Below are 14,828 nucleotides of genomic sequence, written 5' to 3'. Positions count from 1 at the left end.
GATGACTGCCGGAGCGCATGGCATGCGTCAGCACCGCTTACGGACCCTCGCAACCGCAGCGCTGCTGTTGCTTGGCCTGACCGCTCCAGCACGCGCCGATGACCAACAGTCACCCCAGCGCATCCAGGAAGAGATCTGGGTGTTGCCCACGCCCCTGCCGATGTTCGCTTATCTGGTCCGTCCGCTCGGCGATGGCCCTTTCCCACTGGTCATCATGAACCATGGCGTGTCGTTGAACGCCAGGGATCGCAGCTTCTTCCCGCTGGTCGAATTCCGCGATGCCGCAATGTGGTTCGCGCGGCGCGGCTACCTCGTGGTGGCTCCGGTCGGGACCGGCTATGGCGCGGCGGCCATTGATATTCCCGAACGCGGTCTCTATGGCCCGTTCTTCTCCAAGATCGGGAAATGCACCAATCCCAATTTCCTCGATGCGGGCCTCGCCGTCGCGCAGGTCGATCTTTGGATCATTGATTACATGGCGGCCGAAAGGCGCATTGTGCCGAAGGACGTCATCGTCGTCGGACAGTCTGCCGGTGGCTGGGCTGCGATCGCGTTATCGAGCCTCAACCCGCCGCAGGTCAAGGCCATCATCACCTTCGCGGCAGGCCGCGGCGGCCGTGTCGACGGCAAACCCAACAACAATTGCGGCCCCGACAGGCTGGTCGAAGCGACCGGCGCGTTTGGCCACACCTCGCGGGTGCCGATGCTGTGGCTCTACATCGAGAACGACACGTTCTTCGGCCCGGCCCTGTCAAAGCGAATGCACGAAGCCTTCACGCGCGCCGGCGGGCGAGCCGAATACCATCTATTGCCGCCGTTCGGCGACGAAGGGCATTTCCTGATCGGCTCTCCCGATTCCATTCCCACATGGTCGCCTTTGGTCGAACGATTTCTCAACAAGGTTCGCTAGGCGGCCCTTCCCGCTGGAGGAGCATCCATGGTCCGATATGGTGCCTTGGTGAAGTTGGTGCTGCTTGCGGCCGGCATCAGTGCTGCCCACGGTCAGCAGACGCCCTCACCACCGGCTGCGGCGAAGGACGGTGGCGAGGTGGCCCCGCGGGGGACACGCGCGCCGGTGCGAGATATCAAGTATGGCGAGTGGCGAAAGCTCTGCTTCAATGCTGCCGGCGCCAAGACATTATGCCGGACGACGATCACCGGCACCTTCCCAACCGGGCAGACGGCCGTTCGCGTCGATCTGATCGAGCGAGAGGACGGCAGCGACCGCGTCCAGCTGTTCCTGCCGGTCGGGATGTATCTGCAGGCTGGCGTCAAGCTATCGGTCGACCAGAAGGCCGTTCATCGGCTTCCCTACACCTGGTGCGCGACCAACATGTGCATCGCGGCCGATGTTGCCGATCCCAAGCTTCTCGAGGACATGGATGGCGGAAAGACGCTCTCGATCGAGGTCGTCGACACCAGTATTCTGACGATGACCACATCGGTCCCGCTCGACCGATTTGCGACCGTGCGCAAGGGGTCGCCCGCGTTGACACTCGATCAAGCCATCGATGAATGATTGGGACCGGCAGCCGCTAGACCACGCCAGTCAACAGCCGTTCAAGCGGTTGGATCAGCGAATTGGCAGTGAATGGCTTGGTCAGATAGGCCGCGCATCCCGATGCCATTGCAGCCATGCGCGTCGCCGGGTTGTCATTGCCGGTGATGTAGATGACGGGGATTTCGATGCCCTGATCTGCCAGGCGGTGCCGCAGTTCGATCCCGGACCCATCGCTGAGATTGATGTCCAATATCAGACAAACCGCGCTGTCGAAGCTGCCATGTCTCAGCAACGCGCTTCCGGTCTCGAACAGCCTGGATGCAAATCCACATTGCCGCAGAAGCCGTCCGATTCCACGGAGCATCGAGGGATTATCATCCACGACGAAAACGAGTTTCGCGGTCGGCAAATCCTGAAGCCTTTACCTATCGCTGAATGACCTTCGCCCGCGTATGGACAAAGGGCATGTCAAGCGGCTACCGGCGCGCAATATTCTCGCGGCCGATATCGGAGATACGCCGCGTCACAGAGCTTTCATATTGTACCATGGGACAGGAGGGCAGCGCTGCCCGGCAGATCAAGCCTTGACTTCGCCCCCGGACGCGCGCGTGCCGAGCTGCTCCGCGATCGAAACCAGCTCGGCAAGTGACTGCACCTGCATCTTCTCCATGACCTGGTGACGATGCGCCTTGATCGTGCGTTCGGTCGTGCCAAGCTCGTGGGCAATCTGCTTGTTGATCCGACCGCACACGATCAGATCGAACACCTGCCGCTCGCGTGGGGTCAACTTCGCCAGCAGCGCGCGCAGTGAGTCGAGCCTGGTTCGCTGGCCACGGGCCAGTTCGTGCCGCGCAACGGCGCGATTGATCGCCTCGATCAGCTGTTCCGACGCGATCGGCTTGGTCAAAAAATCTTCGGCACCTGCCTTGATCGCCTGGACCGTCGTCGCTGTGTCGGCATATCCGGTCAGGAACACGATCGGGAGTGTCGACCCCAGCTCGTTGAGGCGACGCTGCAGCTCCGGACCACTCATTCCGGGAATGCGTACATCCAGCAGGATGCAGCCGGTCTCCTCGTCGTCGGGCAATTGATCGAGCAATTCCCGGGCCGATGCGTACGTAGCAACTCGATAGCCTGCAAGTTTGAGCCGGCGCTCGAGCGCTGTACGAAACGAGGCATCGTCGTCAACTATGTGCACGTAAGCGTGCATTATTGCTCCACCGCCTGCCGATCGCCGCTACTTATTGAATGACCATCAGCCGTGGCTGAAAATACTGCGTTGGTCGTAAATCGAACCTTGCACCTCGGCAAGCAAGACCCAAACGCGCTACGCCGCCAGTGGCAGTGAGAGGTGGAATACCGCGCCTCCTCCGGACTGGTTCTCGGCCCAGAGCTGACCGCTATGCGCCAGAACGATCGTCCGTGCGATGGACAGGCCGATGCCCATGCCCTGCTCCTTTGTGGTGAAGAACGGATCGAAGATGTCGTTCAGCCTGTCCTGCGGAATTCCCGGCCCGGAATCGCTGATGGAGATCACCGCCGACGCGTCCCCATTGACCTCCGTACGGCCGATGATGGTGCGCCCGTAGGGCATTTTGGCCATCGCGTCCATGCTGTTGACCACGAGGTTAAGAATGACCTGCTGCAACTGGACGGGGTCGCCTTTCACCCGCAGGGTCTGCGGTGAGGTCTGCAGGTAGATTGCGACGTTGCGCGCCGAGGCCTGCAGCTTGAGGAAATCGAATGCTTCCCGCATGGTCTGGTTGAGGTCGATCTCCTTCTTCTCAAATGGCGCACGCTTCAGCAGGCTGCGCATCCTGCGGATCACCTCGCTTGCCCGCAGATCATCGCGCTTGATGTCCGAAATGATTTCCCGCACCTCCTGAAGGTCGGGCGTCGGCGAACTGAGGATCAGTTCCGCGCTCTCGGCATTGGTCAGGATCGAGCCCAGCGGCTGGTTGAGCTCATGAGCAATCGAGGACGAGAGTTCTCCGGCAGTCGCCTGCCGATTGATATGGGCGAGCTGAGACAGGCGATTGCGGGCTTCGACTTCGGCACTCCGCCGCATGTGACGCTCATGTAGCAGAAACGCAATCAGAGTTGTTTGAACCAATAGTGCCGTGGCCAGGGCGACGGCCCGCCAACGATATTTTTGCAGGAAGGTCGGTTCGCGGAAGCGGATCTCGCTGCCTGGTGGCAGGTTGGCTTCGCTGACGTTCCAGCGATGCATCTGCCGCCAGTTGAAAATGGGCTTCACGGTATCGACAGCCGACGGCGGCAAGCTTTCCGGCGGCTCGCCATCCAGAATCCGCAGCGCCCTGCCCGCTGCTTCGGCACCGACCAGGGATGGGATGATGACAAATCCGCCGATGCCGCCCGGTTCGAGGAACGTCTCCGCCGCAACCACGATGGGACGATTTGCTCTCGCTGCGACAAATGAGAGGGCATCCGAGGGCGGATAGTAGTTGCCTTTGCCGTCGCTGTAGAGGCCGGTGTAGATGATCGCGCTATGGTCGGGAAGCGCTGCGACCCGCTCGACGATATCAGGCATCGGACGTCCGATGATCTCGACGATGTCGAGTCCCGGAATGCCGGCCGCCGCCTGGTCTTTCCAATTACGAAACAGAACCTGCCGCCCCCAGTCTGCGCCAACGAGCACGATGGTCTTGAGCTCCGGCACGACGGCGCGGGCGGCCGTGACGGCATCCTGGAGCTTCGATGCCACGATGCCGCCGGTCACGGAGGCCGGCGGTCGCAATCGCTTGAAATCGGCCTCTTCGACCAGCGCAAACACGACTGGCGTATCGGGCCAAAGCTGCGGACGCCAGCGGAGCGCCAGTTCAAGCGCAGCCGCTCCAATGGTGACCACGACGCCGATCGGCCGATCGCGATATTTCGCCTCGAGAAACCGCCGGACATTCTCCTGATAGGCTTCGCCACCGAAACGATTGAGATCGAGGCTCTCCGTGTAGACGGTGGTCGGCGCGTGACCGTGAGCGCTCACCGCATCCCTCAAGCCAACGAACACCTGGTAGTAGAAGGGGCCACGTCGATCGGACTGGTCCAGCACCAGCATGGAATGCGGGCGCATCTCTTGCGCCCGGAGCACAGCCGGCGCCAACAGCGCAGCCAGCAGGATGACCAGTCCAGAGAGCCGAATTGCCTTGCCCATAGCGTTCGGAGCCGGAGACCAACGGGTTCAAAAAATAGCACCCGGTTATCGGCGTGAATATTGAAAAGTAATCTAAGATGGTGCGCATCAATTGCGAACAAATTGCCGCATTTGGCGCACCCTGTCCTTTAGGACAATGACCTCAAGACCAATAGAGACTGGCCGGGCCCTGTCGTAGTCATTGCGCGCGGACAAGCATTTCGAGCCGCCGCGGACGCTGCAACAGTCGTTACCCAAGAGAGTTAGTCCATGTTCGCTCGCGTCAATATCAGACCGGCCAATGTACCGAGCATCCTCGGCGGGCTGACCGCCCGGCACGCCAACTGCACCACCAGCGAATTCCACTACAGGAAAGGCACCGAGATCTACGGGGAGAAGGAGCCGGCGGAGTACGTCTACCAGGTCGTTTCGGGGGCGGTCCGCAGCTACAAGCTGCTCTCCGACGGACGCCGCCAGATCGGCGCCTTTCACCTTGTCGGAGACATCTTCGGCCTCGAGAATGCCGAAACCCACCGCTTCACCGCCGAAGCCATCGTCGACACGAACGTGCACCTGATCAGGCGGATGAGCCTCGAACGCGTGGCCGATTCCGATTTCGCCCTGGCTCGCAACCTGCTGGTCATGACCACCAGCAACCTGCGGCATGCCGAAGAGCACATGCTGCTGCTCGGCCGCAAGACCGCATTGGAGCGGGTTGCCGCGTTTCTGCTCGAAATGGATCGCCGGCTGACCGGAGTCGGCGTCGTCGCCTTGCCGATGTGCCGGCGTGACATTGCCGACTATCTCGGGCTGACGCTCGAAACCGTGTCACGCGCGCTGTCCAAGCTGCACGCCTACGGCGCGCTCAACTTCCTTGGCTCGAACCAGCGCGAAATCATGCTGGTTGACCGCGACCAGCTGTCCAGGCTGGACAACTGACCGCGAGGTCAGGGGGATTTCGTGAGCGCCTCCTGGCGCTCGATGGTCTTTTGCAACACTTCGAACAGCACCGCGGTCGACCACCCGAACATGAGAATGCCGTTCATGGCCGCCATCGGTCCGATCAACAGCCACTGCTTGACCGGGATAACATCGCCATAGCCGAGCGTGGTGTAGTTCACGAAGGCGAAATAGAGCAGATTGCTGCCGGCGGGCGCGGCGCCGAGCACCCAATAGGCCAGGCTCCACACCACGATCTCGAGCGTGTGAGCCAGCATCAGCGCAAGCGCGGTGGCGACCATCACGCCGCTGAGCTGTAGCCCGGCCCGGCCGGCCGCGCTCAAGGCGACGTTGCGAAGCAACCCGATGGCCGCGACTGTCCAGAGCGAATGGATCGCGATGTTGATCGCGCTCACCGCCGATCCCACGAGGAGCTGAAACAGCATCATCGCTCTCCCGCCAGCCGGGCGCGGTCGTCCCGGATCCATGCCGTGATCAATTCCCAGGCGACCGCGAGAATGATTGGACCGATGAACAGGCCCACGATGCCGTGGGCAAGCGTGCCGCCGATCACGCCGACGAAGATGACGAGCGCCGGCGTGGTCAGGCCCCGCCCCATCACCAGCGGCTTCAGCACATTGTCGAGGACGCCGACGACCAGGAAGAAGAACGTGAGGGCGAGCGCCGTCGGGAAGTCCTTGGCCGACCATAGCCAGATGATGACCGGAAACAGCACGATTGCCGCCCCGATCTGCACGATCGCGAGCAGCATCACGACAAACGCCAGCAGTCCTGCGCTCGGGATCCCGGCCAGCTTGAAGCCAATGCCGGCCAGCAGCGATTGCAGGACGGCGACACCGATGACGCCGCGGGAGACCGCCCGGATGGTCGCACCTGCAAGATCGAGGAAGTGCTCGCTCTGCTCCGGCACGATGCGGGACAGGAAGCTCCGGCACGCCGCTGCAAGCTGCGAGCCATACGGAAACAGAAATCCCGCCACGACGACCGCCAGCAGAAACTTCACCATCCCGATCCCGGCATCACTGGCAAACGCAAACAGGGTCCCGGCCAATGGCTTCAGATGCGGCACGACCTCGCGAAGCACGGCGCGCAGATTGGTCGACGCCCGATCCCAGATCTCATGGAGTGGGCCGCCGATCAGCGGCCAATCCTTGACCTCCGGCGGCGGCGACGGCACGACAACGTTGCCGGCGCCCAGTTGTTCGGCGAGCTCCTTCATCCCCTCTACAGCTCCGATTCCGAGCCAGGTCGCCGGCCCGATGACGACTCCCAGAGAGATCAAGGTCAGCACGAGCGCCGCGATGCCGGCATGGCCGCCGAGCATTGCTGCGAGCCAGGTGAAGACGGGATAGAGCGCGACCGCGAGCACCACGCTCCAGGCCAGGATCGGCACGAACGGGCTGACCAGGACGAACGACCAGTAGATCAACAGCGCCAGCAATCCGAGGCGAATTGCGAGCTGGATGAACTCGTCTCCGGTCACGAGCTGGCGAAGGGTTTTCAAGAGCGTGCTTTCGATTGAGCATCAGCTGCTACGCAGGAAGCGGTGCCATCGCCTTGCCGCGCACGGCTTGATTCAGATCAAGCGTGATGCGTCCGGACTTTCGCCGAAGAAGCGGCCCCGGTTCGGGGGCAGGAATCGGTCCGCTCCAACTTCGCCGGGATGCGTTCGCGGTCGGGATCACGAGCGCGAGCGCGCCCCCATGAGGCGGCGGCCTGCCTATCCGCGGCAATTGTCCCAAGGCGAAGGATCAATCGTCCGCACCGCCCCCTCGCCACTTTGATTCAAATCAAGCTTCGGCCGGCCGCGGCTGACAGGCTCGGCATGCTCATGGACTGGAAAGCCGCTCTCGATTTGGCTGCCTTTCGATCACGACTGCCTGTGTCACCCCGATGTGGAGGACGTCATGAAGAATACCAAGACCCTGTCGGCCTTGATCCTGCTTGCGAGCATGGGCGGCATTGGCGCTGGCCAGGCGGCGCCGCTGCCGACCAACGTCGCGGCCATGAAGGGCATGGTCGAGAACAACACCGCCCTTCAGGTGCGCTGGGGCGGTTGGGGCGGCTGGCGCGGCGGCGGCTGGGGCTATCGCGGTTGGCGAGGCTACGGCGGCTGGGGAGGCTATCGTGGATGGGGCTATCGAGGCTGGGGCGCCGCGGCCGCCGGTGCGCTCGTTGGCGGAGCCATCGCGAGCTCGGCCTACTACGGCGGATATCCCTACTATGGCGGTGGATACGGCTATGGCGGCGGCTATGGCTACGACTATTGCCCGCCGGGCGGCGGCTATGGCTATGCACCGGCTTATTACGCTCGGCCGCGCTACTATGGATGGTAGTCTGGACATCGGATGCCAGGCCGGCCTTCGGTGATGTCACCGAAGGCCGAGCAGCGAACGCCGGTAGCCGCTCTCGCGCGCTTCATTCCTGCACACGAAGCCGCCATCGAAGCCCCTGGCATAGCGGCTTTGCCCTTTGAGGTAGTAGCGTCCGCGCCGAAAATCGAGCCAGACCACGCTATCGCCGGGGCAATGCCGCTGAGCCTGGGCTTCATAGCGGAACGGCGTCAGCGGCAGCGCAGCCGTCTGTTGCGCGCAGCAAAACAGGAAGATCGCGGCGCAGGCCCCGACGCCCAACCTGGCCGCCTGACGGTCTCTGCGTCCGTTCGACTTTTCAGCCAATTTGAAGTGCATTCATTGCCGCTGGGAATGATCCGTGTCGCGCTGAAGACGATAGCTCATATTGTCAGAGCTTCGCTGGCGAAGCACCTCAGAACGACGAATTCGGCACCACGCATGGCCAACATGAGGCTCGCTCAGGACGACAGCAATCCAAAGGCGATCGCCGCGGTCGACAGCATCCCGGCCGTCACGACCACGACCCTGAAGGCAATATCGCCGTCGGCCAATTCAAGCCAGCGATGCAGCCAATTGCGAGCGCCAGCCGGCTGGCTTGCGCCACGCACTCGCCGAAATCTGTCGCTGGCATACCCCATGACTGCCATTGTAGATCGCGGTGGAATGGAGAGACCAGTGCAGCTTGTGCCAAGCAGTCAGGATCACGTGCGACGGCTTGACTGACCCAATTGGGCCATACGAGCCGGTTCGGCCGAAGGCCCGCTCAACCAGCGTCCTAGCTTCCCCTCGAGCCGGTGGCGTTCCGCATCGGACGTTCCTGCTCCGACGCGCTCTTCGAGGGCGCCGCGCCGCACATGGAGCTACTCCTTGACTCCGCGGTCGCCGTGCGCGCGGTGCGATCAAACGGATTCCGCTCCATGACCTTCAGCGAAGCGAGCTCTTCCTTGTTCAAAAAGGAGATCTTTCCCGGCGGAGTCATCACCATCTTGCCGATGGCCGCCGGAGCAATACGGAGCTTGGCCGACAACCTCGCAAGCTTGATCGTGTCACGAATCGTTCGACTGTCCTCGTTGCCGTGTAGATTGGAAACCGAGTGGACGCCGATCTTGGCATTTGGCGCCACATAACGCTTCCTGCTCGCCAGGAAAATAAAAGCGCATGCCGAGTCGCATTCTCCGGAAACATAAGTGGCGATTTGCCTCTGGTGCGCGAGCATGGCGATTCGGAAGCCTTCGTAGAGAGACCCGCCTCGGGAATCGAGATCGAGGCCGACGATCCGGCGCTCAGTCGCCAGATATCCGCGAAAGCGGACAAAGTCCCCATCCCTGACATCTCCACTGAGCTTCAAAACATCTCCAAAACATCCTCGGACACGGGAAAACTCCATCGCGAGACAACTCGTCGACGTCAGCACGACCGCGATGCTCAAAACGCATCCTGCAATTCGCATCGAGCGAACTGCAGGCGCTCGAGAACGAAGCTGTCCCGTTGCGACATCGCTTCGGAGTGGCCGCACCCCATGCGCGGCGCTCCGGCTCGTTGCCTGGGCGTCGATAAATGTCGCGCGGAGGACCCTCAAAGCGTGCTTCCTGGCTGCCACGACGCTCCCCATCTGACCCGGGACCTCACACGATTGAGAGAGCATTGAAGCGCATCGTGGGTTGATCTGAATCAAACCCAATTCAGCAAGCGCGCAGGCGGGAGACTTCTAGAGAGGGACGCTGGCCCTCACGCGCACGCTCTATGCCGAGAGCAAACATCATCTACGGACTTTAAGATCAGCCAGTCCAACCCAGTATTGGGGTCACGAAGAATTTTCAACCTAAGCCATTCATTTGGTTTATTTATTTTCGTTGCCCGATCCTTGAAGGGATTGGACCGACTGAGGAAGCCCATTCAGGCTCAAAATGCGAGATCAATCGACGCTCCGCGCGAATTGCTGGTTGCCAAGGCAACCTAACGCGGGATGCGACGTCTCGATGGTGCAGCGTCCCGAAAGCCGCCGCTTGCGCCCCATGGCTTGGGCGATGGCTGCTCACGCGCGCGGGACAACGCTGTTCGCGACGCGCCATCTTGTGTAGACTTTCAAGGGCATCCCGATCAGTTTGGGAGAACGACAATGAAAGTCTTCTTGCTCGCCTGCGTCGTCGCCATCGTCATGGCGGCGATCGGGGCGTTGGCGCTAAACCGCGTGCAAGAGCCGGTCGCACAGGCCTTTGCGACGACGGGCGTACGGCTGTAGCGCGTCCGCGTCGAACGGCCGCGCGCCCTGCCTACTCCGCCGCGGTAACGGAGGGCTGGGGTCGGGCGTCGCGCGCATTCTCCTCCTCAAGCCAGAGGCTGTGGTGCTCCCTGGCCCAATTGACATCGACGGTGCCGCTTCCCATCGCCTCGAACGCGCCTTCCATGCCGATCGTGCCGATATAGATGTGCGCCAGCATCACTGCCGTGAAGAGCACCGCGACGATGGAGTGGACGATCTGCGCGAGCTGCATCCCTTCGATGCCTGACAGGTAGAACGGGAACATCAGCGCATATCCCGTCGCTGCCACCAGACCTCCGCCGATGACCACGATCCAGTAGACCGCCTTCTGGCCGGCGTTAAAACGGTAGGCCGGCGGGTGATCGTGCCCGACGATGCCGCCACCGCGCTTGATCCACTCGACATCCGCCCTGTTCGGGATATTGCCGGCGATCCACATCAGGAAGATCAGCACGACGCCAATGGTGAACGGGAAGCTGAGATAGTTATGAACATACTTTGCCCATTGCGACCATTCGGAAAACGCCTCGTGGCCGATCAGCGGCAGAAGCAATGGACGTCCAAAAGTGACGTTCAATCCCGAGATCGCCAGAATGATGAAGCAAGTCGCCGTCATCCAGTGCACGAAGCGCTCGAACGCACTAAAGCGCACGATGGTCCGGCCCGAACGCCCGCTCTGCAACCGCACCATCCCGCGGCTGAGATAGAAGATGACCAGCGCCGCCAGCATGCCAACAATCGCGATGCCACCGATCCAGCGCAGCGTCACATTCCGGAACTCGCGCCACTCACGGCCGGCGGGCTGCTCGAGAACCCCCGAGCGCTGGTCGGGAATGCTGACGCGTCCCTGCACCCGGTTCAGTTCCTGCAGCAGCTGTTGCTCCTTGACCGAACTTGCGGTCGGGTTGACCTGCTGGGCCATGGACGGGGAAGCCGCGGAGACGAGCAGCAGGAGCCCGGCCACGCCAATGACGAGCCGAACAAATCGTGCAAAACACGCCATAAGGTCCTCCCGATATCGACGCGACCCGCGCTAGGTCGTCGTCAGGACTCGATCGTCTCGCGATAGGCGGTCTTCCAGCCCCATGCGCCCGAGCCGTAGCCGCGCTTCAGCACGCGCTCCTTATAGATCTGCGCAATGATCTCGCCGTCGCCGGCGAGCAGCGACTTGGTCGAGCACATCTCCGCGCACAGCGGCAGCTTGCCTTCGGCAAGCCGGTTTGCACCGTATTTCTCATATTCTTCCTTGCTGCCATCGGCCTCGGGGCCGCCGGCGCAATAGGTGCACTTGTCCATTTTTCCGCGCGAGCCGAAATTGCCGACCTTCGGGTATTGCGGCGCGCCGAACGGACAGGCGTAGAAGCAGTAGCCGCAGCCGATGCAGAGATCCTTGGAGTGCAGAACCACGCCGTCGGCGGTGGTATAGAAACAGTTCACCGGGCACACCGCCGCACAGGGCGCGTCCGTGCAGTGCATGCAGGCCATCGAGACCGAGCGTTCGCCCGGCTTGCCGTCGGCGATGGTGACGACCCGACGGCGGTTGATGCCCCAGGGGACCTCGTGCTCGTTCTTGCAGGCCGTGACGCAGGCGTTGCACTCGATGCAACGGTCGGCGTCGCAGAGAAATTTCATACGTGCCATCGTCGTTGCTCCCTTATGCCGCCGCGATCTGGCAGAGCGTGACCTTGGGCTCCTGCATGCCCGTCGCGGGATCGTATCCGTAGGTGGTGATCGTGTTCGCGCTTTCGCCGAGCACAATCGGATCCGTGCCCTTCGGGTAATTGCCGCGAAGATCCTTGCCCGCAAGCCAGCCACCGAAATGGAAGGGCATCCAGGCAACACCCTTGCCGACCCGCTCGGTGACGAGCGCCTTCATCCTTGCCCTGGAATTGTTCTCGGCGCCGGTGACCCAGACCCAGCCGCCGTCCTTGACCCCGCGATCGGCCGCATCAGCAGGATTGATCTCGATGAACATGTCCTGCTGCAACTCGGCGAGCCACGGGTTGGTGCGCGTCTCCTCGCCGCCGCCCTCATATTCGACCAGACGGCCGGACGACAGGATCAGCGGGAACTGCTTTGCAATGCCTTTCTCCACCGCGGCCTTCTGCACGGAGAATCCGATATTGGGCATCCGGAACTGCTTGGCGTCGGGCAGCGTCGGGTATTTGGCGACGAGATCGACGCGTGGCGTATAGATCGGCTCACGGTGAACCGGGATCGGATCCGGCAAGCCGAAGGCATTCATGCGCGCCTTGCCGTTGCCGTAGGGCACGCAGCCATGCGCCAGCGCGACGCGCTGAATGCCGCCCGACAGATCGAGCGACCACGACACTGTATCCGGATTGGCCGGATTGATCTTGTTGATCACGGCCATTTCCGCTTCGGTGAGCTCGGTGTCCCAGCCGAGCTTCTTCAGGCTCGCCAGCGTGAATTCCGGATAACCATCCTGGATTCCCGACCCCAACGAATACGAGCCGTCCGCGAGCAGGCTTACCTTCCGCGTCGTGCCGTCCGGTAGCTTCTCCTCGCGCTCGACGCCGAACCGCGGCCGGAACGTGCCGCCGCCGTCCATCACATGCAGATTGGTGTTGTAGAGCAGCGGCGTGCCCGGGTGCTTGACCTCGGGTGATCCCCAGCACGGCCAAGGCAGGCCGTAATAGTCGCCGCCAACCTCGGGATCGTCCTTCGGCGCCCGCATCGTCAGCATGTCGAACTTCGCCTGGTTCTTCATGTGCGCCTTGAGGCGCTCGGGCGATTGTCCGCAATAGCCGGTCGACCAGCTGCCGCGGTTCATCTCGCGCAGCACGTCCTCGGCCTCGGGCAGGTTGTTCTCGACTTTGATCTTCTTGAACATCTGGTCGGCGAAGCCGAGCTTCTTCGCCATCAGATAGATGATTTCGAGATCGTCCTTCGATTCGAAGATCGGCTTCACGATCTGCTCGCCCCACTGCAGCGAGCGGTTGGAAGCGACGCGCGAGCCCTTGCACTCGAACTGCGTGGCGACCGGGAGAATGTAGACGCCATCCGTGCGCCCCGCCTCGACCGCGAGCGAGGCCCAGGTCGTCGGATGCGGATCGGCAATGACGAGCAGCTCGAGCGCCTTCAGGCCGTTGAGGGATTCAGGGATACGGGTGATGCTGTTGGAGGCGTGTCCCTGCACGAACACCGCCTTCACGTTGTCCTTCTGGGCAACCTGTTCCTTCGGCAACGTCACCGCTTCGAACCAGCGGGTCAACGGAATGCCGGGGGTTTCCATGATCTGCTTGGAATCGAACCGCGACTTCAGGAAGTCATAGTCGACCTCCCAGACCCGCGACCAGTGCTTCCAGGCGCCTTCGGCGAGACCGTAGTAGAACGGCAGCGTGACGATATCGAGCCCGACATCGGTCGCGCCCTGCACGTTGTCGTGGCCTCGGAAGATGTTGGCGCCGGCGCCGGCCTTGCCGACATTGCCGGTCATCAGCAGCGCGATGCAGCTCGCCCGCACATTGGCGGTGCCGACGGTCTTCTGCGTCTGGCCCATGGCCCAGATCAGCGTCGCCGGCTTCTCGGTGGCGAACATCTTGGCGACGCGCTTGAGCTGCTCGCCGGGAATGCCGGTGACGCGCTCGACTTCGTCAGGAGGCCATTTCTCGACCTCCTTCTTGAGGTCGTCGAAACCGTAGACGCGCTGCCGGATGAACTCCTTGTCCTCCCAGCCGTTCTGCAGGATGTGCCACATCATGCCGTAGAGCACCGGAATGTCGGTACCCGGCCGCATCCGCACATATTCGGTCGCGTGCGCGGCCGTGCGCGTCAGGCGCGGGTCGATAACGATGAAGTTGGCCTTTTGCAGCTCCTTGCCCTCGAGCAGATGCTGCAGCGAGACGGGATGCGCCTCGGCCGGATTGCCGCCCAGGATGACCTGCGTCTTCGCATTGCGGATGTCATTATAGCTGTTGGTCATCGCGCCGTAGCCCCAGGTGTTGGCGACGCCGGTGACGGTGGTTGAATGGCAGATGCGGGCCTGGTGATCGGTATTGTTGGTGCCCCAGAAAGCACCGAGCTTGCGGAACAGGTAGGCGCCTTCGTTGGTCATCTTGGCCGAGCCGAGCCAATAGACGGAATCGGGACCCGACTTCTCACGTACAGCCTGGAACTTGTCGCCGATCTCGTTGATCGCGGTGTCCCAGGAGACGCGGGTCCACTGCCCGCCCACCAGCTTCATCGGATAGCGCAGCCGCCGCTCGCTGTGCACGAGCTCACGCACGGAAGCGCCCTTGGCGCAATGCGAGCCGCGATTGATCGGCGAATCCCAGCTCGGCTCCTGGCCGATCCATACCCCGTTCAGGACCTCGGCCGTCACCGTGCACCCAACCGAACAATGCGTGCAGATACTCTTGCGGACGGTCGCGCCCGCCGTAAGCGGACCGGCCACCGCGGCTTCCGCCTTGCGCACGCTGCCGAGCGGCAAGGTGCCGAACGCGGCGAGCGCGCCGCCGGCAAGACCGGATTTGCGCAGGAAGCTGCGGCGGTCGAGGCCACCGGCTTGATCTGCAGGGAAGCCGGCGGCGGAGCCTTGGCGCAGGGAGCGCTGGTTTGTTCGCTTGATCAGCACGG

15 protein-coding genes are annotated in these 14,828 nt (G+C 62.5%); 5 read left to right on the top strand and 10 right to left on the bottom strand.

The annotated features are described in order from the left end of the window. Positions 1-22: 22 nt before the first annotated feature. Positions 23-910: an alpha/beta hydrolase family protein gene (locus IF803_RS06990; RefSeq protein ID WP_461191694.1), complete on the top strand. Its 888-nt coding sequence runs from the start codon at positions 23-25 to the stop codon at positions 908-910. Positions 911-937: 27 nt separating this feature from the next. Beyond that, on the top strand, positions 938-1,519 hold the full coding sequence (locus IF803_RS06985; protein WP_028345015.1) for an invasion associated locus B family protein: 582 nt from the start codon (positions 938-940) through the stop codon (positions 1,517-1,519). Positions 1,520-1,535: 16 nt separating this feature from the next. Here IF803_RS06985 and IF803_RS06980 read toward each other — a convergent pair whose 3' ends face one another. From IF803_RS06980 to IF803_RS06970, 3 genes are all read right to left on the bottom strand, one after another. Next, positions 1,536-1,910, bottom strand: coding sequence for a response regulator transcription factor (locus IF803_RS06980; protein WP_028345016.1), 375 nt, complete (start codon positions 1,908-1,910; stop codon positions 1,536-1,538). A 168-nt stretch (positions 1,911-2,078) separates the two neighbouring features. Continuing rightward, a complete protein-coding gene (locus tag IF803_RS06975; protein ID WP_080687042.1) occupies positions 2,079-2,711 on the bottom strand; it encodes a response regulator transcription factor in 633 nt (210 codons plus the stop codon). A 117-nt stretch (positions 2,712-2,828) separates the two neighbouring features. Then, complete coding sequence (locus tag IF803_RS06970; protein WP_461191693.1) at positions 2,829-4,673, bottom strand: sensor histidine kinase; 1,845 nt, start codon at positions 4,671-4,673, stop codon at positions 2,829-2,831. A gap of 249 nt (positions 4,674-4,922) precedes the next feature. Here IF803_RS06970 and IF803_RS06965 point away from each other — a divergent pair, with 249 nt between their 5' ends. Continuing rightward, positions 4,923-5,591, top strand: a complete 669-nt coding sequence (locus tag IF803_RS06965) for a helix-turn-helix domain-containing protein (protein WP_028345019.1) — start codon at positions 4,923-4,925, stop codon at positions 5,589-5,591. An 8-nt stretch (positions 5,592-5,599) separates the two neighbouring features. On the opposite strand, the gene IF803_RS06960 is transcribed toward IF803_RS06965, so the two are convergent. Both IF803_RS06960 and IF803_RS06955 read right to left on the bottom strand, forming a co-directional pair. Next, positions 5,600-6,037, bottom strand: coding sequence for a potassium channel family protein (locus tag IF803_RS06960; RefSeq protein ID WP_028345020.1), 438 nt, complete (start codon positions 6,035-6,037; stop codon positions 5,600-5,602). Next, positions 6,037-7,116 carry an AI-2E family transporter gene (locus IF803_RS06955; RefSeq protein WP_461191692.1) on the bottom strand — a complete coding sequence of 360 codons (1,080 nt, stop codon included), beginning with the start codon at positions 7,114-7,116 and terminating at the stop codon, positions 6,037-6,039. Before IF803_RS06955 ends, IF803_RS06960 begins: the two co-directional genes overlap by 1 nt. Positions 7,117-7,519: 403 nt before the next feature. On the opposite strand from IF803_RS06955, the gene IF803_RS06950 reads away from it, so the two are divergent. After that, positions 7,520-7,948, top strand: coding sequence for a hypothetical protein (locus tag IF803_RS06950; RefSeq protein ID WP_461191691.1), 429 nt, complete (start codon positions 7,520-7,522; stop codon positions 7,946-7,948). 36 nt (positions 7,949-7,984) lie between these two features. Here IF803_RS06950 and IF803_RS06945 read toward each other — a convergent pair whose 3' ends face one another. Then, on the bottom strand, positions 7,985-8,302 hold the full coding sequence (locus IF803_RS06945) for a hypothetical protein (protein ID WP_038385254.1): 318 nt from the start codon (positions 8,300-8,302) through the stop codon (positions 7,985-7,987). Between the two features lie 439 nt (positions 8,303-8,741). Beyond that, a complete protein-coding gene (locus tag IF803_RS06940) occupies positions 8,742-9,395 on the bottom strand; it encodes an ATP-dependent Clp protease proteolytic subunit (protein ID WP_461191690.1) in 654 nt (217 codons plus the stop codon). A gap of 690 nt (positions 9,396-10,085) precedes the next feature. Here IF803_RS06940 and IF803_RS06935 point away from each other — a divergent pair. Further along, positions 10,086-10,208: a hypothetical protein gene (locus tag IF803_RS06935; protein WP_304499659.1), complete on the top strand. Its 123-nt coding sequence runs from the start codon at positions 10,086-10,088 to the stop codon at positions 10,206-10,208. Positions 10,209-10,239: 31 nt separating this feature from the next. On the opposite strand, the gene IF803_RS06930 is transcribed toward IF803_RS06935, so the two are convergent. Genes IF803_RS06930 through IF803_RS06920 form a run of 3 tightly spaced genes read right to left on the bottom strand, consistent with a single transcriptional unit; the run spans position 10,240 to position 14,826 of the window. Beyond that, the gene (locus IF803_RS06930) at positions 10,240-11,232 is read right to left on the bottom strand and encodes a formate dehydrogenase subunit gamma (RefSeq protein WP_411783995.1); all 993 of its coding nucleotides are present in this window, start codon (positions 11,230-11,232) and stop codon (positions 10,240-10,242) included. Positions 11,233-11,273: 41 nt separating this feature from the next. After that, positions 11,274-11,870: a formate dehydrogenase FDH3 subunit beta gene (fdh3B, locus tag IF803_RS06925; RefSeq protein WP_011088224.1), complete on the bottom strand. Its 597-nt coding sequence runs from the start codon at positions 11,868-11,870 to the stop codon at positions 11,274-11,276. 13 nt (positions 11,871-11,883) lie between these two features. Beyond that, positions 11,884-14,826 carry a formate dehydrogenase subunit alpha gene (locus tag IF803_RS06920; RefSeq protein WP_461191689.1) on the bottom strand — a complete coding sequence of 981 codons (2,943 nt, stop codon included), beginning with the start codon at positions 14,824-14,826 and terminating at the stop codon, positions 11,884-11,886. Positions 14,827-14,828 lie beyond the last annotated feature (2 nt).

Source organism: Bradyrhizobium sp. UFLA06-06 (assembly GCF_054820065.1).
The sequence above is the reverse complement of the archived record's forward strand: the minus strand, read 5'-3'. Positions and strand labels throughout refer to the sequence as shown.